At 72.5% G+C, this 20,465-nt stretch carries 16 protein-coding genes and 1 pseudogene; 4 read left to right on the plus strand and 13 right to left on the minus strand.

What is annotated here, in order from left to right:
• Positions 1-92: 92 nt before the first annotated feature.
• Complete coding sequence (gene aspS / locus ACTMSW_RS27050) at positions 93-1,898, minus strand: aspartate--tRNA ligase (RefSeq protein WP_441183506.1); 1,806 nt, start codon at positions 1,896-1,898, stop codon at positions 93-95.
• 172 nt (positions 1,899-2,070) lie between these two features.
• On the opposite strand from aspS, the gene ACTMSW_RS27055 reads away from it, so the two are divergent.
• A complete protein-coding gene (locus tag ACTMSW_RS27055) occupies positions 2,071-2,664 on the plus strand; it encodes a DUF998 domain-containing protein (RefSeq protein WP_441183507.1) in 594 nt (197 codons plus the stop codon).
• 107 nt (positions 2,665-2,771) lie between these two features.
• On the opposite strand, the gene ACTMSW_RS27060 is transcribed toward ACTMSW_RS27055, so the two are convergent.
• Complete coding sequence (locus ACTMSW_RS27060) at positions 2,772-3,824, minus strand: S1 family peptidase (RefSeq protein WP_441183508.1); 1,053 nt, start codon at positions 3,822-3,824, stop codon at positions 2,772-2,774.
• Between the two features lie 313 nt (positions 3,825-4,137).
• Positions 4,138-4,614, minus strand: coding sequence for a winged helix-turn-helix transcriptional regulator (locus ACTMSW_RS27065; RefSeq protein ID WP_441183509.1), 477 nt, complete (start codon positions 4,612-4,614; stop codon positions 4,138-4,140).
• Positions 4,615-4,670: 56 nt separating this feature from the next.
• On the opposite strand from ACTMSW_RS27065, the gene ACTMSW_RS27070 reads away from it, so the two are divergent.
• A complete protein-coding gene (locus ACTMSW_RS27070; protein ID WP_441183510.1) occupies positions 4,671-5,186 on the plus strand; it encodes a PaaI family thioesterase in 516 nt (171 codons plus the stop codon).
• Between the two features lie 249 nt (positions 5,187-5,435).
• On the opposite strand, the gene ACTMSW_RS27075 is transcribed toward ACTMSW_RS27070, so the two are convergent.
• The 3 genes from ACTMSW_RS27075 to ACTMSW_RS27085 form a co-directional block, all read right to left on the minus strand.
• Complete coding sequence (locus ACTMSW_RS27075) at positions 5,436-6,371, minus strand: acyl-ACP desaturase (RefSeq protein WP_441183511.1); 936 nt, start codon at positions 6,369-6,371, stop codon at positions 5,436-5,438.
• A 69-nt stretch (positions 6,372-6,440) separates the two neighbouring features.
• Positions 6,441-7,763, minus strand: coding sequence for a histidine--tRNA ligase (gene hisS, locus ACTMSW_RS27080; RefSeq protein ID WP_441183512.1), 1,323 nt, complete (start codon positions 7,761-7,763; stop codon positions 6,441-6,443).
• 57 nt (positions 7,764-7,820) lie between these two features.
• Positions 7,821-8,540, minus strand: coding sequence for an MBL fold metallo-hydrolase (locus ACTMSW_RS27085; RefSeq protein ID WP_441183513.1), 720 nt, complete (start codon positions 8,538-8,540; stop codon positions 7,821-7,823).
• 257 nt (positions 8,541-8,797) lie between these two features.
• On the opposite strand from ACTMSW_RS27085, the gene ACTMSW_RS27090 reads away from it, so the two are divergent.
• Together ACTMSW_RS27090 and ACTMSW_RS27095 are read left to right on the plus strand one after the other, a co-directional pair.
• Positions 8,798-9,685: a peptidylprolyl isomerase gene (locus tag ACTMSW_RS27090; RefSeq protein WP_441183514.1), complete on the plus strand. Its 888-nt coding sequence runs from the start codon at positions 8,798-8,800 to the stop codon at positions 9,683-9,685.
• A 58-nt stretch (positions 9,686-9,743) separates the two neighbouring features.
• Positions 9,744-10,580, plus strand: a complete 837-nt coding sequence (locus ACTMSW_RS27095) for a peptidylprolyl isomerase (protein WP_441183516.1) — start codon at positions 9,744-9,746, stop codon at positions 10,578-10,580.
• Between the two features lie 69 nt (positions 10,581-10,649).
• On the opposite strand, the gene ACTMSW_RS27100 is transcribed toward ACTMSW_RS27095, so the two are convergent.
• From ACTMSW_RS27100 to yajC, 7 genes and pseudogenes are all read right to left on the minus strand, one after another.
• A complete protein-coding gene (locus ACTMSW_RS27100; RefSeq protein WP_441183517.1) occupies positions 10,650-12,275 on the minus strand; it encodes an ABC transporter permease in 1,626 nt (541 codons plus the stop codon).
• Positions 12,272-13,162 carry an ABC transporter ATP-binding protein gene (locus ACTMSW_RS27105; protein ID WP_441183519.1) on the minus strand — a complete coding sequence of 297 codons (891 nt, stop codon included), beginning with the start codon at positions 13,160-13,162 and terminating at the stop codon, positions 12,272-12,274. The genes ACTMSW_RS27100 and ACTMSW_RS27105 overlap by 4 nt, the downstream gene beginning before the upstream one ends.
• Before the next feature lie 149 nt (positions 13,163-13,311).
• A pseudogene (locus tag ACTMSW_RS27110) lies at positions 13,312-15,591 on the minus strand (RelA/SpoT family protein); the annotation flags it as partial.
• Positions 15,592-16,043: 452 nt separating this feature from the next.
• Positions 16,044-16,610 carry an adenine phosphoribosyltransferase gene (locus ACTMSW_RS27115; protein WP_441183520.1) on the minus strand — a complete coding sequence of 189 codons (567 nt, stop codon included), beginning with the start codon at positions 16,608-16,610 and terminating at the stop codon, positions 16,044-16,046.
• 101 nt (positions 16,611-16,711) lie between these two features.
• Complete coding sequence (secF, locus tag ACTMSW_RS27120; protein WP_441183521.1) at positions 16,712-17,905, minus strand: protein translocase subunit SecF; 1,194 nt, start codon at positions 17,903-17,905, stop codon at positions 16,712-16,714.
• Between the two features lies 1 nt (position 17,906).
• Positions 17,907-19,814 carry a protein translocase subunit SecD gene (gene secD / locus ACTMSW_RS27125; protein WP_441183523.1) on the minus strand — a complete coding sequence of 636 codons (1,908 nt, stop codon included), beginning with the start codon at positions 19,812-19,814 and terminating at the stop codon, positions 17,907-17,909.
• A gap of 263 nt (positions 19,815-20,077) precedes the next feature.
• Positions 20,078-20,416 (minus strand): preprotein translocase subunit YajC, encoded by a 339-nt coding sequence (gene yajC / locus ACTMSW_RS27130; protein ID WP_441183524.1) that lies wholly within the window; start codon positions 20,414-20,416, stop codon positions 20,078-20,080.
• Positions 20,417-20,465 lie beyond the last annotated feature (49 nt).

The following is a 20,465-nucleotide window of genomic DNA, read 5'->3' on the forward strand; positions in this document are numbered from 1 at the left end:
TGATCAAGAGGTTTGCGTCAATCGGAGGCCCGATCATGACGCAAACCTCTTGATCAACGGGACCGGCTGGGGGGCCGGGGGGTGGGGTGGGGTCAGGTGGGGTCGGCTACCGGGGCGGTCGGGCCGGCGGTGCCGGTGTGGGGGGTTGCCTGCGGCTTGGGCTTGGCGTCGATGCCGGCCTCGGTGCGCTGCTGGGCCGTGATCGGGGTGGGCGCGCCGGTCAGCGGGTCGAAGCCACCCCGGGTCTTCGGGAAGGCGATGACCTCGCGGATCGAGTCCGCGCCGGCCAGCAGCATGCAGACCCGGTCCCAGCCGAACGCGATGCCGCCGTGCGGCGGGGCGCCGTACTTGAACGCCTCCAACAGGAAGCCGAACTTGTCCTGCGCCTCCTCCGGCGTGATGCCCAGCAGGTCGAAGACCCGCTTCTGCACGTCACCCCGGTGGATACGGATGGAGCCGCCGCCGATCTCGTTGCCGTTGCAGACGATGTCGTACGCGTACGCGAGCGCGCGGTCCGGCGCCTCCTCGAAGCGGCCCACCCAGTCGGCGTTCGGCGAGGTGAACGGGTGGTGCACGGCCGTCCAGCCACCCTCGTCGGTCTTCTCGAACATCGGCGCGTCGACCACCCAGCAGAACGCCCAGGCGCTCTCGTCGACCAGGCCGGCCCGCTTGGCGATCTCGATCCGCGCCGCACCGAGCAGCTCCTGCGCCTCGCGCGTGTCCGGGCTGGCGGCGAAGAAGACCGCGTCGCCCGGCTTGGCGCCGACCGCGTCGGCCAGCCCGGCCAGGTGCCCCTCGGAGAGGTTCTTCGCCACCGGGCCGCGCGGCGCACCCGTCTCGGCGTCGAGCACCACGTACGCGAGGCCCTTGGCGCCCCGCGCCTTGGCCCAGTCCTGCCAGCCGTCCAGCTCCTTGCGGGTCTGCGACGCACCGCCCGGCATGACGACCGCGCCGACGTACCCGCCCGCGTCGATCGCTCCGGCGAACACCCGGAACCCGGTGCCGCGCAGGTAGTCGGTCAGCTCGGTCAGCTCGACGCCGTAGCGCAGGTCCGGCTTGTCCGAGCCGTACCGGGCCATCGCGTCGTGCCAGGTGATGCGCGGGATCGGCCGGGAGATCTCGTGCCCGGCCAGGTCCTTCCACAGCGCCGAGACGATCGCCTCGCCGAGGTCGATCACGTCGTCCTCGGTGACGAAGGACATCTCGATGTCGAGCTGGGTGAACTCCGGCTGCCGGTCGGCGCGGAAGTCCTCGTCGCGGTAGCAGCGGGCGATCTGGTAGTACCGCTCCATGCCGCCGACCATGAGCAGCTGCTTGAACAGCTGCGGCGACTGCGGCAGCGCGTACCAGCTGCCGGGCTGCAGCCGCACCGGCACCAGGAAGTCCCGGGCGCCCTCGGGCGTCGACCGGGTCAGGGTCGGGGTCTCGATCTCCAGGAAGTCCCGCTCGTGCAGCACCGCGCGGGCGAGCTGGCTGGCCCGCGACCGCAGCCGCATCGCGTTCGCCGGGCCGCTGCGGCGCAGGTCCAGGTAGCGGTAGCGCAGGCGGATGTCGTCGCCGGCCTCGACCTGGTCGTCGACCGGCAGCGGCAGCGGCGCCGCCTCGGAGAGCACCTCCAGCGCGGTCGCGGTCACCTCGATCTCGCCGGTCGGCAGCTCCGGGTTCTCGTTGCCCTCGGGGCGGCGGGTCACCTCGCCGGTGACCTTCACGCAGAACTCGTTGCGCAGCGCGTGCGCGTCCTCCTCGCGGAAGACGACCTGGACGACGCCGGAGCCGTCGCGCAGGTCGACGAAGATGACACCGCCGTGGTCGCGCCGGCGGGCCACCCACCCGGCGAGCGTCACCGTGGTGCCGGCGTCCGTCGCGCGCAGGCTGCCGGCGTCATGGGTACGGATCACGACTTGCGTCTCCTCATCTGCTCCTACGTCTGCTTCACCCGCATTCTGTCAGCCTCCCCCCGCGCCCGGTCGCTGGGTAAGGAAGGGCCCCCTCTTAACGCCTGCGGTAGAGGAGGGGTCCCCGCTTAACGCCCGCAGACCGGCGCGCGCCGGTCCGCGTACGGTGTGCCGAATGCGCGTACCCCCGTGGGCCCTGCTCTCCGCGACCGCCGCGCCGGTCCTGCTGATCGGCGGCTGGACGCTCGCCGCCGCCCGCCAGCCGGGCGGCTTCGACCAGGTCGCCGGCACGATCAGCGCGCTCGCGGCGCGCGACGCCACCGACCGCTGGATCATGACGCTCGCCCTGGTCGGCCTCGGCCTGTGCCACTGCGTGACCGCCGCCGGGCTGCGGTCGCTGCGCCCGACCGGCCGGGCGCTGCTGGCCCTCGGCGGCGCGGCCACGGTCGCGGTCGCGGCCTTCCCGCTCCCCGCCGAACGCGGCTCCTCGGCGCCGCACGGGCTGGCCGCCGCCGTCGCGTTCGGCGCCCTGGCGCTGTGGCCGGCGCTCGCGGCGGTCCGACGCCGCGCGCCGTCACCGTCCGCCGGCCTTCCACCGCGCGGGGGTACGACCGCAGCGGCGGTGCTGCTCGTGGCGGTGGGATGGTTCGTGGTGGAACTGGTCACCGGAGGTCCCCGGATCGGGCTGGCCGAGCGGGTGGCCGCCGGCGCCGAAGCGCTCTGCCCACTCGTGGTGGCGCTGGCTCTGCACCGCCGTCCGGACAGGTAGGTGTTAAGAGGGGCCCCCTGCTCTACACGAGGCGTTAACGGGGGGCCCTTCCTTGCACGCGGGCGGGCCGCCGGTTGCCCGACGGCCCGCCGTGTGGTGCGTACGGATCAGTAGACGGCCACGCCGTAGCGGCTCAGCACCTCGGGGACCGGCTGGAAGAACGTGGTGCCGCCGGTACGGCAGTTGCCGCTACCGCCGGAGGTGAGGCCCAGGGCGGTGCCGCCGCTGAACAGCGAGCCGCCGCTGTCGCCCGGCTCGGCGCAGACGTTGGTGCGGATCAGGCCGGAGACGGAGCCCTCGGCGTAGTTGACCGTGGCGTTGAGCGCGGTGACGGAGCCGCTGCGCAGGCCGGTGGTGCTGCCGGAGCGCTGCACCGACTGGCCGACGAAGGCGTTGCCGGAGCCGGTGATGTCCCGGAAGCTGCCGTTGTAGAGGGAGACGTTGCCCGGCTGCGTGGTGGTCTGGTTGCTGTACCGGACGATGCCGTAGTCGTTGCCCGGGAAGCTGGTGCCGGTACGGCTGCCCAGCAGCGAGGTCTGGGCGGAGTTCGAGTACCAGTTCGCCGCGATGTTGGTGCAGTGCCCGGCGGTGATGAAGAACTTTTCGCCGGCGCTGTTGCGGACGTTGAAGCCGAGCGAGCAGCGGCCACCACCCTGGGCGTAGATGGCCTGGCCGCCGGAGATGCGGGTGCTCAGCACGCCGGCCTCGGACTCGATGCGCACCGCGCCGCCGGTACGCGCGGCGGCGGCCTTGACCTGCTCCAGCTTGGCGCCGGTGACGGTGCTGTCGACGGAGACGACCACCTGGTTGGTGGCCGGGTCGGTCCACCAGGCGGTGCCGGGGATCTTCGCGGTGCGCTCCAGCTCGGCGGTGGCGCGGTTCAGCTCGGCGGCGCCGCGCTCGACGATCTTCGGGGTGGCGCCGGCGGCGGCGACCTGGCGCGCGGCGAGGGCGTCGGTGACCGCGACGACCATCTTGCCGTTGGCGCCGGCGTACGTGCCGGCGGCGCGGTCGCCGAGGCGCTGGGCGAGGGTGGCGGCGGCGTCCGGCGAGGCGGCGGAGGCGGCCTGGGCCGGGGCGCCGATGAGTCCACCGGCGACCAGGGTTCCGGCCGCGACGATCGTGGCGGCACGGCGGAACGTTGACCTCGTGGGTCGCATGTAACAACCTCCGGGAGAGGGGGCTACGGCCCGCGCCGGGGGTGGCGAGAGCCAGGGGCAACCCGGCCGAGCTGGGGGAACCGGTCGGGTGAACTGAAGTATTCACATACTTAAGATCGTAGGCAAGACCTGGATTCGTCCGAATTCACCCGAGCTTGATCCGTCACAGCCATGCAACACTGTGGATACATTCCCCGGCGGCCACCGTCACACCGGGAGAGAGACCACATATGCACGATCGCCGATACACCTACGCCCGCGGGAACGGCACGCGGGCGCCCCCTCGGGGCGTACGCCCGGAGGGTCGTCGGCGTCAGTCGGCCCGGCGGCGCGCCCCGGGACCCGGACGCGGCACCACGTCGCGCGGACCGGCGACCTCGTGCCCGCGCGCGCAGCACAACTCGACGCGGACCTCGCCGCCGCACTCGCGGTGGGCGACGGTGAGCGGGGAGCCCTCCGGGTCGGCGAGGTAGCGGTCACCCCAGCCGAGCACGGCGACCAGCACCGGCCACAGGTCGAGTCCCTTGTCGGTCAGGCGGTACTCGTGCCGGACCCGGCTGCCCGGCTCGCGGTACGGCTCGCGGCGCAGCACCCCCTGTTCCACGAGGGTGGCCAGCCGGTTGGTGAGCACCTGCCGGGGGATGCCGGTGCGGACCCGCATGTCGTCGAAGCGGCGTACGCCGTTGAAGACCTCGCGCAGCACCACCATGGTCCACCGCTCACCGAGGACCTCCATCGCGCGGGCGATGGTGCAGTTCTCGATCGACCAGTCCAGTGCCGGGGGTCTCATACCAGCCAAGGCTAGGTCTGATTGACAGACTCAGCAACGCGGTGCAGGCTGAGTCCATGACGCAGACGCAGGACCCGGTGCGCAGCCGTACGTTCTCCTGGTCCGACCCGGGCATCAACGCGGCCCACCTCGGGCGACGCAGCGGCCTGGAACTGCTGCGGGCGATGATCGCCGGCGAGCTGGCCGCACCGCCGATCATGCACCTGGTGGACATCGCCCGGATGGAGGCCGACGAGGGCCGCGTCGCCGTCGAGCTGATGCCGCAGGAGTTCCACTACAACCCGCTCGGCACCGTCCACGGTGGGGTCATCTCCACGCTGCTGGACACCGCCGCCGCCTGCGCGGTGCACACCACGCTGCCGGCGGGCGTCGGCTACACCTCGCTGGACCTGAACGTGAAGTTCCTCCGGCCGGTCACCGTGGACTCGGGCATCCTGCGCTGCGAGGGCACCGTGCTCCAGCGCGGTCGCCGCACCGCCCTGGCGGAGGCCCGCCTGACCGACACGAAGGACCGCCTGGTAGCCCACGCCACCTCGAGCTGCCTCCTCTTCCCCCTCGACTCCCCCGCCTGACCCCCGAACCATCCCCGCCCCGCCCCTCCGCGCCCCCCGCCCAACCCCACCCCTCCCCGCGGCGATCTTGCACTTTTGGTCGCTGTTTCGCGGCTTGTGCGGCTTTCGTCGGGGCAGGAAGTGCAAGATCGCGGGAGCGGGGAGCGGGGGCGGGGAGCGGGGAGCGGGAGGCGGGAGCCGGGAGCGAGCTGCCCCGGGCGCGGTCGTCGTCAGAGAGAGCCAGCGACGGTCGCGCCCGGGGTACCCGGGTCAGCTCCTCGTGGCCAGGCGGGCGGCGCGGGCGTCGCGCTTCTCCTCGAAGCGCGCGGCGTTGCGCTCCAGGGCGTCGAGGTGTCCGGCGATCTCGTCCCGGGCGGCCTCGCCGTCGGCGTCCAGGCCGGTCACGCTGAACACGTCCCACTGCCGCAGCACCGGCATGACCACCTCATCGCGGTGCTGCCGCAGGTCGTAGATGCCGGCCAGAGCGATCGTCACGGACTTACGGGCGAAGCCGTCGATGCCGGCGCCGGGCATCTGGAAGTCGGCGAGCACGTCGGCCACCGCCCGCATCGCCTGGCCGGGCGCCAGCTCGAACGCCGCCGCGAGCAGGTTGCGGTAGAAGACCATGTGCAGGTTCTCGTCGGCCGCGACCCGCGCCAGCAGCGCCTCGCAGGCCGGATCGCCGGTCACCCGCCCGGTGTTGCGGTGCGAGATCCGGGTGGCCAGCTCCTGGAACGAGACGTACGCCAGGGAGTGCAGCACCTCGTCGTCGTGCACGTTGTGGTACCCGGCCGACATGTGCGTCATCCGGGCCCGCTCCAGGGCCACCGGGTCCACCGCCCGGGTGACCGTCAGGTAGTCGCGGATGGCGGTGCCGTGCCGACCCTCCTCGGCGGTCCACCGGTGCACCCAGGTCCCCCAGGCGCCGTCGCGGCCGAAGAGCGTGGCGATCTCGTGGTGGTACGAGGGCAGGTTGTCCTCCGTGAGGAGGTTGACGATCAGCGCGGTACGGGCCACCTCGGGGATGGTGCTGTCCTGCTCGGACCACGCCTCGCCGCCGAGCGGCCCGTCGAAGGTACGTCCCTCGCTCCACGGCACGTACTCGTGCGGGAACCACTCCTTCGCCAGGGACAGGTGCCGGTCGAGGTTCTTCTCCACGACCGGCTCCAGCTCGGTCAGCAGCGCGGTCTGGCTCAGTGTGGTCACGACGATCTCCCTACGGTGACGTAACTTACGCCACCGTAGGTCCGATCGGCCGTACGCGCCAGTAATGTCTCAGCTGACCAGAGGCTTGAGGTCCACCGCGGGCGGCATCCAGGTGCCGGCCGCCGCGGCCACCTGCTCGCCGGAGCGGATGTCCTTCACCTGGTCACCCTCCGCAGCGGGGAACCAGACGTACGGGATTCCGCGCCGCTCGGCGTACCGGATCTGCTTGCCGAACTTGGCGGCGCTCGGCGACACCTCGGTCGGGACACCCCGCGACCGCAACGCCTCGGCGACGGCGTTGCTGGCCGACCGCTCCTCCTCGTTGGTGACCGCGACCAGGACGCAGGTCGGCACGTCCCGCGACACCGACAGCGCACCGGCGCCGAAGAGGAGCCCGAGCAGCCGGGTCACCCCGATCGAGATGCCGACACCCGGGAAGCGGACATTGCCGGAGCTGGCCAGGTTGTCGTACCGGCCACCGGAGCAGACCGAGCCGAACCGCTCGTACCCGGCGAGCTGCGTCTCGTAGACGGTGCCGGTGTAGTAGTCGAGGCCGCGGGCGATGCGCAGGTCGGCCACGCAGAGCCCCGGGGAGTGCGCCGCGGCGGTGTCGACCACCCGGACCAGCTCCTCGATGCCCTCGTCGAGCATCGGGTCGGTCACCCCGAGGGCCCGGACCGCGTCGGCGAACGAGGCGTCCGGCGCGGAGATCTCGGCCAGGGCCAGGCACGCCTTCGCCTGCGCCTCGCTCGCCCCGGCCGTCTCGGCCAGCAGCTCGGCGACCTTCGCCGGGCCGACCCGGTCCAGCCGGTCCACCGCGCGCAGCGCCGCGGCCGGGTCGGTCAGGCCGATCCCCCGGTAGAAGCCCTCGCAGATCTTGCGGTTGTTGACCTGGATCGTCACCGGCGGGATCGGCAGCGAGCGCAGCGCGTCGCCGATCACCAGCGGCATCTCCGCCTCGTAGTGCGTCGGCAGGGTGTCCCGGTCGACGATGTCGATGTCGGCCTGGACGAACTCGCGGTAGCGGCCCTCCTGCGGGCGCTCCCCCCGCCACACCTTCTGGATCTGGTAGCGGCGGAACGGGAACTGCAGCTTGCCGGCGTTCTCCAGCACGTACCGGGCGAACGGCACGGTCAGGTCGAAGTGCAGGCCGAGCGCGTCGTCACCGGCCGGGCCGTCGGTGTCGGCCTGCAACCGGCGGATCAGGTAGACCTCCTTGGAGGTCTCCCCCTTGCGCAGCAGCTGGTCCAGTGGCTCCACCGCGCGGGTCTCCAGCGGCGCGAAGCCGTACAGCTCGAAGGTGGCGCGGATGCGGTCCAGGACGTACTGCTCGATCATCCGCTGGGCGGGCGTCCACTCCGGGAAGCCGGAGATGGGCGTGGGCTTGCTCATGACGTACTCCTTGAACGCCGCGCGGACCGCGCGGTGAGGTCGTGGGTCGCGGCGGTCCTACAGACCGCGGGTGGGCGCAGCCGGGCGGGCGGCGCCGGCCCCCGCCACCTGGGCGAGGTACGGGTTGGTCGCGCGCTCGCGGCCGATGGTGGTCGCGGGGCCGTGGCCGGGCAGGACGACGGTGTCGTCGGCGAGCGGGAGGATCTTGTCCCGCAGGCTGGTCATCATCGTCGAGAGGCTGCCGCCCGGCAGGTCGGTGCGGCCGATGGAGCCGGCGAACAGGACGTCACCGGAGAGACAGAGCTGATCCGACTCCCACGACGAGCCCGCGGCCGGCAGCCGGAACAGCACCGACCCGCCGGTATGGCCGGGGGCGTGGTCGACGGTGATCTCCAACCCGGCGAGGCTCAGGGTGGCGCCGTCGGCCAGCTCCGCCACGTCCTCGGGCTCGGTGTACGGCAGCCGGCCGCCGAACAGCGCGGCGAGGTCCGCGGACAGCCCCTTGGTCGGGTCGGCGAGCATCTCCCGGTCGCCCGGGTGCACGTACGCGGTGATGCCACGGGCGCCGCAGACCGGCGCGACCGAAAAGGTGTGGTCGAGGTGGCCGTGCGTCAGCAGCACGGCGGCCGGGTGCAGCCGGTGCTCGGCCAGGAGCGCGTCGAGCCGGTCGAGCACCCCGATCCCGGGGTCGACCACCACGCACTGCTCCCCCGGCGCCGCGGCGACCACGTAGCAGTTGGTGCCGAAGGCGTCCGCCGGAAAGCCGGCCACGAGCACGTCCGCTCCCCTTCCGTCGAGATGTCCGTCCCCGTTCAGAAGCCTAACGGGCGGGGCGACCGGATTCGCCGGCCCCGCCGCAGACGCACCGCTCACCGGACAGTGACACGTTCCGATAGCCGCAGCCCGGACCTCGTACACCACATCCACAGGCCGTGGCCGTACACTCTGGCGGCGTGTGGCGTGGCGCACCTGCCACCTGCGCGGGCGCGCGGCGCCCGACCGCCACGGACCAGGGTAGAGGAAGGGGAGCACGGGTGGCTTCCAGCAGGGACCGGCAGCGCAAGCTCGCGCGGGCCAAGGTCGACCGTCAGCTCGTCCGACGAGCGGCCGCGGCCCGGCGTCGGCGGCAGATCCAGGCCGGGGTCGGCGCGGCCATCGTCCTGGCGCTCGTCGTGGCCGGTTCGGCGTGGGCGCTGGGCGCCTTCGACTCCGACCCGAAGCAGAACACCGCCGCCGAGGACGTCTGCCTCTGGACCCCGCAGGACGCCACGGCGAACACCAACCTCCGCGACGTCGGCACGCCGGCCACGACCGGCCTGCCCACCGAGGGCACCCGGACGATGACCGTCGTCACCAACCAGGGCGCCCCGATCACCGCCGAGCTGGACCTGGCGTCGGCGCCCTGCGCGGCGGCCAGCATCGCGTACCTGGCCAGCAAGTCGTTCTACGACAACACCAAGTGCCACGAGATCACCACCGAGGGCGCGGTCCGCTGCGGCGACCCCAGCGGCACCGGGCTCGGCGGCCCGACCTACTCCCTCTACGACGAGAACGTGCCGAACCCGGCACCCTCGGCGAGCCCGGCACCCGGCGCGCCCGCGACGTACCCGAAGGGCACGGTCGCCATGGTCTCCACGCCGCCGGGCGTCACCGGCAGCCAGTTCCTGATCTTCTTCAAGGACTCCACCCCCGCCGACCCCAAGTACTCGATCGTCGGGCGGGTCACCGGCGGCCTGGCCACGGTCGAGAAGATCGGCGCCCTGCCGACCGTGGACAATGGGGCTGGAGCCAAGGTCAAGCCGAAGGACGACGACGTGGTCGTGCAGAGCCTGACCGTCACCGAGCCGGCCTCCGCCGAGGTGACGCCGACCCCGGCCTCGTCGGCGTCGGGCTCCCCGGCGGCCAGCCCGAGCGCCGGCTGACCGGCCACCCCACCGTGAGCGGCACCCACCGCGCCCGAAAGCCCAGGAGGATCCAGGCGTGACGTCCACCAGAGAGCGGCAGCGCGCGGCGGCCCGCGCGCGGCTCGAGAAGGAGATGGCCGAGCGGGCCGCCCGGGCCCGCCGGCGGCGGCAGACCCAGGCCATCGTCGGGGCCGGTGCGGCCCTGCTGCTCGTGGTCGCCGGCACGGTCTGGCTGGTGTCCGCCCTCGGCGACGACGATCCGACCGACACCGCGGCGACTCCGCAGGGCGCCGCCCAGTGCGCGTTCACCGAGATCCCGGCCGACCAGCGGACCCCGCAGATCAAGGACGTCGGTCTGCCGGGCAACCAGCAGCCCAACACCGGCACCCAGACGCTGACGCTCGAGACCAACCTCGGGCCGATCATCGCCAAGGTCGACCGGTCCAAGGTGCCGTGCACCGCGGCGAGCTTCAACCACCTGGCGGAGAAGAACTTCTTCGACAACAGCAAGTGCCACCGGCTCGTCACCGAGGGCATCAAGGTGCTCCAGTGCGGCGACCCGAGCGCGACCGGCAAGGGCTGGCGGGAGACCGACGGCACCGGCGGTCCGAGCTACCGGCTCACCGAGGAGAACCTCCCCACCGACCAGCGTCCCCCGTACCCGGAGGGCGTGATCGCGATGGCCAACTCGGGCCAGCCGGGCAGCACCGGCAGCCAGTTCTTCATCGTCTACGGGGACTCGCCGCTCGACCCCAACTACACCGTCCTCGGCACGATCACCGGCGGCATGGACATCGTCAAGCAGGTGGCGGCGGCCGGCGACGACAAGGCGTTCGCCCAGCAGGCCGGTGGTGGTCACCCGAAGAAGGAGATCACCATCAACAAGCTCACCATGAGCGCCCCGCAGGGCTGACCCCTGACGTACGCGAAGCGCCCTCCGGCCGTCGGCCGGAGGGCGCTTCGTCGCGTGGTGGCCGGTGGGTCAGCCCCCCAGGTCGCGCCGCTGGTAGCGCGCCACCCCCACCACGCCGAGGAGCACGGCCAGCACGACCATGACCACGCTGGCCGCGATGTCCGGAGCGCCGTCCGGGACGGCGGCGAGGTGGCGGAACGGTGACATGCCGGCCACCCACCGCGGCGCGCCGACGCTGTCCGCGACCACCTGCCAGAGGAACCCGCCGGCACCGGGCAGGACACCGACCGCCAGCACCGCACGGGGCGTCCAGCCGAGGGCGAGGATTGCCGCGCCCAGGCAGAGCAGCACGATCGGCGCGACGTTCGCGGTGCCGGCGAGGGCCGCGGCCAGCGGCAGGTCCGCTCCGACGGTCGCGGCACCGCACCAGGTGGCCACCCCGGCGACCGCGAGGAGCGCCGCCACCCCGGCGAGCGTGGCGAGAACCTCCGCGCCGAGCAACCGGTCCCGGGTGATCGGCTGCGCGTGCAGCGGGGTGAGCCGGCGATCGGTCTCCGCCGCCGCGAACGCCGCCACGCGTACCGCGGCGAAGGCACCGACCGGGACGGCGAGCAGCGCGAACAACGCCGCCGCGTAGCCCCGGACGCTGCCGAGCGCCCCGAAGCCGGCCTCCGCGGCGAGCGCGGCGAAACGGGGGTTGTCGGTCAGGAAGGCGGTCATCTCGGTGGCGAGCACGCCGATCAGCAGGAAGTACGCGGCGATCCCGGCCGACCAGCCGGCGAGCGGGCGCAGCAGCCGTCGTACCGCGAAGGCGTCGACCGAACCGAGCAGCCACCGTCGGGGCCGCCGCCCGGCGGACGCCGGCAGCAGCCCGCCGCGCACGTCCCGCCGGCCGGCCAGGACCAGCGCGGTCACGGTCACCCCGACCACGGCCGTCGCCAGCACCACCAGCGGGACCGGCCGGTCGTCGTGGTAGGGCCGGGTCAGGGCGAGCAGACCGTACGGGGACAGCCACCGCAGCCACCCCAGCGCGGTCGACCCGTCACCGACCATGCGGGCCAGCAGGCCGAGGCCGAGCACCGCCACCGCGGCGCCGCTGGCCCCGGACCGGGTGGGAAACACCTGGGCGGCGAGGGTCGCCAGCGCGACGGCGAACATGCCGACCAGGGCGAGGCCGCAGCCGTGCAGGACCGCCCCGACCAGCGGCGTGCCGACGGCGACGAGCGCCCCGGTCACCCCGGTCGCGATGACCGCCATGGCGGCCACCAGGACGATCAGGTGCCGGCGTACCACGGCCGGCAGCCCGAGCCGTCCGGAGAGCACCAGGTCCCACCGGCCTGCGTCCTCCTCGCCACGGGTGATCCGGGTGGCCGCGAGCAGCCCCCACACCGACACCAGGACGGCGAGGGCGGCACCGGTCCGCCAGACGGTGAAGCCGCCCGGGGTGTCGAGGGCGACCGGCTCGCCGAACAGGGTTCGGACGGCCGGATTCGCGGCCAGCGCGGCCAGCGCGGCGGCGTCGAGGGCGTCACCCGCGGTGCGCTCGTACGTGACCGCGACCAGGGCGGACATGCCGGTGGTCACGGCGAACACGACCATGGCGCCGCGGCGGACCTGTCGGAGGGCGAGCCGACTCACCGTCCGCCCGGCGTGGTGGGCGGGGGTCGCCACCCGGGTGGTGTACGCGGCGGTCACCGGTCCGTCTCCCCGTAGTAGTCGAGGAAGATCTCCTCCAGCGTGGGCTCCCGCACGGTCAGGGCGGTGACGTCGGCCGCCGCGAGGGCCCGCAGGGCCGGCCCGGGCGGCCCGGTGAACGTGAACCGCAGTGTGGATCCGCCCTCGCGCGCCACCTCCTCCACCCCCGCGACGCCGTCGAGGTCCGGCCCGTCCCCTGTGTGGCGGACCAGCACCTCGGCGCGGTGCAGCCGGCGCAGGTCGGGCACGGTGGCGACATCGACCAGCCGGCCGGCGCGGAGGATGGCCACCCGGTCGCACACGGCCTCCACCTCGGCCAGTTGGTGCGAGGACAGGAAGACCGTGCGTCCGTCGTCCCGGGCCTCGACGACCGCGCGACGGAACTCGCGTTCCATCAGCGGGTCCAGCCCGCTGGTGGGCTCGTCGAGCACGAGCAGCGGCGCGCGGGTGGCGAAGGCCGCGACGAGCGCCACCTTCTGCCGGTTGCCGGTGGAGTACGTCCGGGCCGGCTTGGACAGGTCGAGGTCGAACCGCCGCACGAGCTCGTCGCGGTAGGCGCGGTCGACGCCCGGGCCGGTGGCGGCGAGCAGGTCGAGGGTCTCGGCGCCGGTGAGCTGCGGCCAGAGCGCCACGTCGGCCGGCACGTACGCCAGCAGCCGGTGCGCCCGTGCCACGTCGCCGGCGTCCGTGTCGAAGATCCGGGCCCGGCCCGCGGTCGGGCGGGCCAGCCCGAGCAGCAACCGGATGGTGGTGGACTTGCCGGCCCCGTTGGGCCCGAGGAAGCCGAAGACCTCACCGCGGGCGACGGTGAGGTCCAGGTCGTCGAGCGCTACGAGCCGCCCGTAGCGCTTGGTGAGGTGTTCGGTGCGGATGGCGGGTGGCTGCACGGCGGCCTCCGGGGCGACGTCGAATGAGGACCGCCGACCAGACTTCCCGGCACACCGTGGACACCGTAACGGACGGCGTCAAGCGCCGGCAGCCGCGCGGCGCCCACCTGGCCGCGGCCAACCGCTCGACCTGGCCCCGAGGGCGTCGCTCAGGCGCCGGAGGTGACCCGGTAGGCGTCGAAGACGCCGTCGACCTTGCGGACCGTGGCCAACAGGTGACCCAGGTGCTTGGGGTCGGCCATCTCGAAGCTGAACCGGCTCACCGCCACCCGGTCGCGGGTGGTGGTGACGGTGGCGGAGAGGATGTTGACCCGCTCGTCGGAGAGCACCCGGGTGACGTCGGCCAGCAGCTTGTGCCGGTCCAGTGCCTCGACCTGGATGGCGACCAGGAAGGTCGAGGCGGAGGTCAGCTTCCAGCTCACCTCGACCACCCGCTCGTTCTGGGCGCGCAGGTCCTCGGCGTTGGCGCAGTCGTCCCGGTGCACGCTCACCCCGCCGGAGCGGGTGACGAACCCGAACACCGAGTCCGGTGGGACCGGTGTGCAGCACCGGGCGAGCTTGATCCAGACGTCGCTGACGCCCCGCACGACCACACCCGGGTCGGCGCTGCTCTGGCGGCTGCGCGGTGGCCGGGTGGCGACGGCGGTCTCGGCGATGTCTTCCGCCGCGCCCTCCTCGCCGCCGTACGTGGCCATCAGCTTCTGCACCACGGACTGCGCGGAGACCTGACTGTCGCCGACGGCCGCGTACAGCGACGCCACGTCGGCCAGGTGCAGGTCCCGGGCGATCGCCATCAGGTTGTCGGAGGTCAGCATCCGCTGCAGGGGCATGCCCTGCTTGCGCATCGCCTTGACGATCGCGTCCTTGCCGGCCTCGATCGCCTCCTCGCGCCGCTCCTTGTTGAAGTACTGACGGATCTTGGTGCGGGCGCGCGGACTCTTGACGAAGCCCAGCCAGTCCTGCGTGGGGCCGGCCGTGTCCGACTTCGACGTGAAGATCTCGATCACGTCGCCGTTGGACAGCGTCGACTCCAGCGGCACCAGCTTGCCGTTGACCCGCGCACCGATGCACTTGTGCCCGACCTCGGTGTGCACCGCGTACGCGAAGTCCACCGGCGTCGACCCGGTCGGCAGCGGGATGACGTCACCCTTGGGGGTGAAGACGTACACCTCCTGGCTGGACAGGTCGAAGCGCAGCGCGTCGAGGAACTCGCTCGGGTCCGCCGCCTCCCGCTGCCAGTCCAGCAACTGCCGCAGCCACGTCATCTCGTCGATGTGCGCGGGCGGGCCGACGATCTGCGTGCCCTTGTGCTCCTTGTACTTCCAGTGCGCGGCGATGCCGAACTCCGCGGTGCGGTGCATCGCGTACGTGCGGATCTGCATCTCCACCGGCTTGCCGGTGGGCCCGATGACCGTCGTGTGCAACGACTGGTACATGTTGAACTTGGGCATCGCGATGTAGTCCTTGAACCGGCCCGGCACCGGCTGCCAGTTGGCGTGGATGACACCCAGCGCCGCATAGCAGTCCCGCACCGTGTCGACCAGGATCCGCACCCCGACCAGGTCGTAGATGTCGTTGAAGTCGCGACCCCGCACGATCATCTTCTGGTAGATCGAGTAGAGGTGCTTCGGCCGGCCGGTCGTCTCCGCCTTGATCTTGGCGGCTTTCAGGTCGGTCGAGACCTTCTGGGTCACCTGGCGCAGCAGGGCCTCGCGCTGCGGCTGGTGCTCCCCGATCAGCCGGTTGATCTCCTCGTAGCGCTTCGGGAACAGCGTCCCGAAGGCGAGGTCCTCCAACTCCCACTTGATCGTGTTCATACCGAGCCGGTGGGCCAGTGGAGCCAGGATCTCCAGGGTCTCCTTGGCTTTCTGCTCCTGCTTGGGACGCGGCAGGAAGGTGAGGGTCCGCATGTTGTGCAGCCGGTCGGCGAGCTTGATCACCAGGACCCGGGGGTCCTTCGCCATCGCCACGACCATCTTGCGGATGGTCTCGGCCTTGGCCGCGTCGCCCAGCTTGACCTTGTCCAGCTTCGTGACGCCGTCGACCAGCAGGGCCACCTCGCCGCCGAAGTCGGCACGCATCGCGTCGAGCGTGTACTCGGTGTCCTCGATCGTGTCGTGCAGCAGCGCCGCGACCAGCGTCGTCGTGTCCATCCCCAGGTTGCCCAGGATGGTGGCCACCGCGAGCGGGTGGGTGATGTACGGGTCGCCGGACTTGCGGTACTGGCCGGAGTGCCAGCGGGCGGCGGTGTCGAAGGCGCGTTGGAGCAGCCGCGCGTCGGCCTTGGGGTGGGCGTCGCGGTGGGTCGAGATCAGCGGTTCGAGCACCTCGCTGACCTGGGAGGTCTGCCAGGGCGCGTTGAACCGCGCCAGCCGCGCCCGAACCCGACGGCCGGTAGGCGCGTTGGACAGGGCGAAACCACCGCTCGGCGAGGGGTCGACGGACATCTCGGCGGAGATCCCGGTCGCGGCCGGGTCGCCGGTGCCGTCGGGAACGCCGGCCGTGCGGGTGCCGCCGGAGGCGACGCCGCCGGGGTCGGAGGAGCCGTTGCCGGCCACCGTCGCCCGACTGGTCGCGTCAGAGTTCCGACCGGTCACCGAGCCGTCCGTGTCGCCTGTCGGGTGCACCGCGCCCTCCACCGGAGGGACGACATCGTGGGACACCGGCCTCCTCACCGCTCGCCGGGTTGCGCCGGCCGTCCGGCCGACGTTCCTGTCAACCGGCCGCCGGGCCGGCGTGTTCCGCGCCGGTCCCCGCACCGGTCCTCGCCCACCGTCGGGAGCCCCCGCCGGTCAGCAATGGGCAATGCTACCCGTACGCATGGTGCCCCGCCGCTCCGCCGGACGGACCGCGCCGGGGCCGACCGGACGGCCCTGCGGGCTCAAACGGTCAACAGGGCATGCACCGGACGCGGCGCCAGCCGCTTCCGGCCGCCGAGGAAACCGAGCTCCATCAGCACGGTGAAACCGGCGACCGTGCCGCCCGCCCGCTCCACCAGGTCCAGGGTGGCCTCGGCGGTGCCGCCGGTGGCCAGCACGTCGTCGACCACCAGCACCCGGTGCCCGGCGGTGAACGCGTCCTGGTGCACCTCCAGGGTCGCCTCGCCGTACTCCAGGGCGTAGGAGGCCGAGTACGCGGGGCGGGGCAGCTTGCCGGCCTTGCGCACCGGCACCACGCCGACCCCGGTCGCGTACGCGATCGCGGCGGCGATCACGAAACCGCGCGCCTCGATGCCCACCACGGCGTCGAACGAGTCCCGCCCGTGGTGGGCCACGATCCCGTCGACCACCTCACGGAACACCGCACCGTCGGCGAACAGCGGCATCAGGTCCTTGAACAGGATGCCGGGCTTCGGGAAGTCCGGTACGTCCAGCACCCGGCTGGACACCAGGCGCGCCACCTCGGGGCCGCTGTCTCCGCGCGCTCCGGTGCTGTGGGTCTCCGTCACGGCAGTTCCGTTTCCCTTCCACGACGACGGCGTCCTCCATGCTGCTCGCACAGCATGAAGGACGCCGTCAGGCCGATTCCTACCGGGTCGCCCCGGGTGGGTCAGCGCCGCTTGGCGCCGCCCGGTCGGTTGCCGCTGCCGCCGGCGGGACGACCGCCGCGGGCACCGGTGGGCCGCTTGGCGGCCGGGCGGGCACCCACCTTGGGCGCGGCGCCGGCCAGGGCGGCGGACTCGCCGTCCACCGCCTCCTCCGCGTCCTCGTCCGCGCGGGGCGCCGGCTTGCCGGTCGTCTCGCCCCGGGCGATCGAGGACCGCCGGGCCGCCACCCGCTTGTTGTGCGCCTGGATCCGCGGGTCGCGGTTCTTCAGCAGCACCAGCAGCGGGGTGGCCAGCAGGATCGAGGTCAGGAACGCCACCGCCATGCCGACGAAGAGCACCAGACCGAGGTCCTTCAGGGTGCCCGCGCCGAGCAGGAAGGCGCCGATGAACAGGATCGAGCCGACCGGGAGCAGCGCCACGACGGAGGTGTTGAACGAGCGCATGAGGCTCTGGTTCAACGCCAGGTTGGCCGCCTCGCCGTACGTCTGGTTGCTGTTGGCGGTGATCCCCCGGGTGTTCTCCTGCACCTTGTCGAAGACCACCACCACGTCGTAGAGCGCGAAGCCCAGGATGGTGAGGAATCCGATGACGGTGGACGGGGTGACCTCCAGACCGACCAGCGAGTAGATGCCGGCGGTGAGGACCAGGTTCATCACCAGCGACGCGATGGCCGCCACGGCCATCTGCCACTCGAAGCGCAGGACCAGGTAGATCGACACGACCGCCAGGAAGATGACCAGACCCAGCAGGGCCCGGTCGGTCACCTGGTCACCCCAGGCCTTGCTGACCCGGTCGCCGGAGATCTGGTCGACGTTGATCCCGTACGCCTCGGCCAGCCCGGCCCGGGCGGCACGGTCCTGCTCCTGGTCGAGCTGGGTCGTCTTCAGCTCGTACACCGCGCCGCCGGTCTCACCACCGACCTCCTGGGCGGTGACCACCTTGGCCTCCGCACCCAGGCCGGAGAGGATCGTGCCGGTCCGGGCCTCGACGTCCTCCAGCGTGCCGACGCTCGTCGGCACCCGCAGGACGTTGCCGCCGGCGAACTCGATACCGGGGTTGAACCCGCGGATCAGGAAGCTCGCGAGGGCCAGGAGGACCAGCGCCCCGGCGACGGTGAACCACAGCTTGCGCCGACCGACGACGTTGAGACCGGCCTCGCCCCGGTAGAGGCGGTTAGCCAGACTGCTTCCAGCCATCTCAGGCCTCCTTGACGCGCGGGTTGCGGGGCTTCGCCTGCTCGGTGCGGGACGGAAGCACGCGGCCGAGCCCGCTGACCCGTGGGGACAGGAACGCCCGGGTACGGGCGAACATGGTCATGATCGGGTGTCGGAAGAGGAAGACCACGACCAGGTCGAGCACGGTCGCCAGGCCGAGCGCGAACGCGAAGCCCTTCACGGTGCCGACCGAGACGATGTAGAGCACGACCGCCGACATGATGGTGATGGCGTTCGCCGAGATGATCGTCCGGCGGGCCCGGATCCAGGCGCGGGAGACCGCGCTACGCGGGCTGCGCCCCTCCTGGATCTCGTCCTTGAGGCGCTCGAAGTAGATGACGAACGAGTCCGCCGCCACACCGAGTGAGACGATCATGCCGGCGATGCCGGCGAGGGTCAGGGTGAAGCCGATCTGCCGGCCGAGCACCACCAGCGCGCCGAACACCAGCAGCGCCGACAGCACCAGGCTCAGGAAGATGACCGAGCCCAGCAGGCGGTAGTAGAAGAACGAGTAGATGACCACCAGCAGCATGCCGATGCCGGCCGCGATCAGGCCCGCGCGCAGGTGGCTGGCGCCGAGGGTGGCGGTGACGTTCTGCTGCTCGGCGGCCTCGAAGGTCAGCGGCAGTGCGCCGAAGCGGAGCTGGCTGGCCAGCTTGCTGGCGTCGGCGTTGGTGAAGTTGCCGGTGATCTGCGAGTTGCCGGTCAGCACACCCTGGATCTCGGGCGCGGAGACGATCTGGTTGTCCAGCACGACGGCGACCAGGCACTTTCCGCTGTCACCGAGCGCGGCCGGGTCGCACGCCTGACCCTCGTTGTTGAACGCCTCGCCGGTCAGCTTGGTCCACTTCTCCTGACCGTCACCGGTGAAGTCGAGGCTGACGACCCACTGGTTGGTCTGGTCGAGCACCGCGTTGGCGTCGTCGACGTCGGTGCCGAGCACCTTCGCCTGGTCGAGCAGGTACTTCGCGGCGCCACCCTGACAGGCGACGACCTGCTGGTCGGGAGGGGAGATCGACGCCGGCGGGCGGTCGTCGAGCTGCGCGCAGGTGATCTGCGGGACGTTGAACTGCATCTGCGCCGGCAGCACCGCGACCTCGCGGCCGGTGAGGCCGGCGAACGGCTTCAGCTTCTCGGCCAGCGACGGGTCGGTCGCCAGGTCGGCCGGGGCCTGGAGGGCACTGGCGGCGGCCCACGCCGCCGCGCCGACCTTGGCCTGGACGGCCTTGCGCTGCTCCTCGATCCCGGCCGGCGCCGGCTCGGCACTGGCCGACGGCGCCGCGGCGCTCGGGGAGGCCGACGGGGAGGCGCTGGCGCTCGGCGCCGGGGCGCCACCACCCTGGCCGCCGGACGGCGACGCGGTGGCCTTGACGCTCGCCGACGGCGACGGCTTCGCGCTGCCGGACGGCTTCGCGCTGCCGGACGGGGCCGGGTTGGCGCTGCCGGACGGGGCCGGGTTGGCCGTCGGCGGGGTCGCGGACGCGCCGCTGCCGTCGGCGATCTTGAGGACCTTCCGGAAGCGCAGTTCAGCGGGTTCGCCGACCTCGTCGAGGTTCCGGTTCTCGCCGGGCAGGGAGACCACGATGTTCCGGTCGCCCTCGGTGACCACCTCGGCCTCGGCCACGCCGAACGCGTTGACCCGGCTCTCGATGATCCGGCGGGCCTCCTCCAGGCTCTCGGAGTTGGGGGCCCGGCCGTCGACGGTGTTGGTCGCCTCCAGTGTGAGCCGCGTCCCGCCGACCAGGTCGAGGCCGAGGCGCGGCTCCAACCGGTCCTTCCAGCCACCGCTGGCATTGCCCCCGAAGAACACCAGAAGGTAGAGGACCACGAAGATGAACCCGAGCACGGCCAACTGCCGTCCGGGGCGCATCTGTCCCTGAGGTGGTGCCACGGCTGTCCTGTCTCCCTGTACGGTCGCGCCGCTACCACAGCGGCGAGGTCGGGACGGTCTCCCGGCCGACGGTTTACCGGGACCGACGTCGCGAGCGGCACCGCCGGCGGCCCGGGCGACGCACAGGCGTCGACGGTCGTGCCGGCGTGCCGACGCCGGGCGTCGGCCCCACTATCCAATTTTGTCGCCGCTCCCGCTGCCCCGTGGGCGGCCCGGCCGGATCCCCCGCGGGACGGCCGTCCGCACCCGGACGGGTACGGCGGTCACTCCTTGACGGTGTCCGCGTCCTCGGTGACGGGCTCCTCGACGCGCTCGACCTGGCTGACCACCCGGGCGATGGCCGGGCGGGCGTAGCGGGTCTGCACGCCGGGGGCGACCTCGAGCAGGACGGTGTCGTCGTCGACGCCGGTCACCGTGCCGTAGAGGCCGCCGATGGTGACGACCTCGTCGCCCGGGGAGAGCGCGGACTGCATGGCCTCGGCCTCACGGCGCCGCTTCTGCTGGGGGCGGATCATCATGAAGTACATGACGCCGAAGAGCAGAGCGATCATGAGGATCGGCGTGAAACCGCCGGCGCCGCCTGCGGATTGTGCGTGCAGCACGTTGTTGACCTTCCCATTGGCCTCCGCCGGCACGAGGGGCGCCGGAGCG

It is taken from the genome of Micromonospora sp. BQ11, assembly GCF_052068135.1.
Lineage (GTDB): Bacteria > Actinomycetota > Actinomycetes > Mycobacteriales > Micromonosporaceae > Micromonospora.

Coding starts and splice junctions, on each gene's coding strand:
- hisS (WP_441183512.1), bottom strand. CDS start 7,763: ATGAGCAAGCCCACGCCCATCTCCGGCTTCCCGGAGTGGACGCCCGCC.
- ACTMSW_RS27060 (WP_441183508.1), bottom strand. CDS start 3,824: ATGCGACCCACGAGGTCAACGTTCCGCCGTGCCGCCACGATCGTCGCG.
- secF (WP_441183521.1), bottom strand. CDS start 17,905: ATGGCTGGAAGCAGTCTGGCTAACCGCCTCTACCGGGGCGAGGCCGGT.
- ACTMSW_RS27070 (WP_441183510.1), top strand. CDS start 4,671: ATGACGCAGACGCAGGACCCGGTGCGCAGCCGTACGTTCTCCTGGTCC.
- ACTMSW_RS27055 (WP_441183507.1), top strand. CDS start 2,071: ATGCGCGTACCCCCGTGGGCCCTGCTCTCCGCGACCGCCGCGCCGGTC.
- ACTMSW_RS27065 (WP_441183509.1), bottom strand. CDS start 4,614: ATGAGACCCCCGGCACTGGACTGGTCGATCGAGAACTGCACCATCGCC.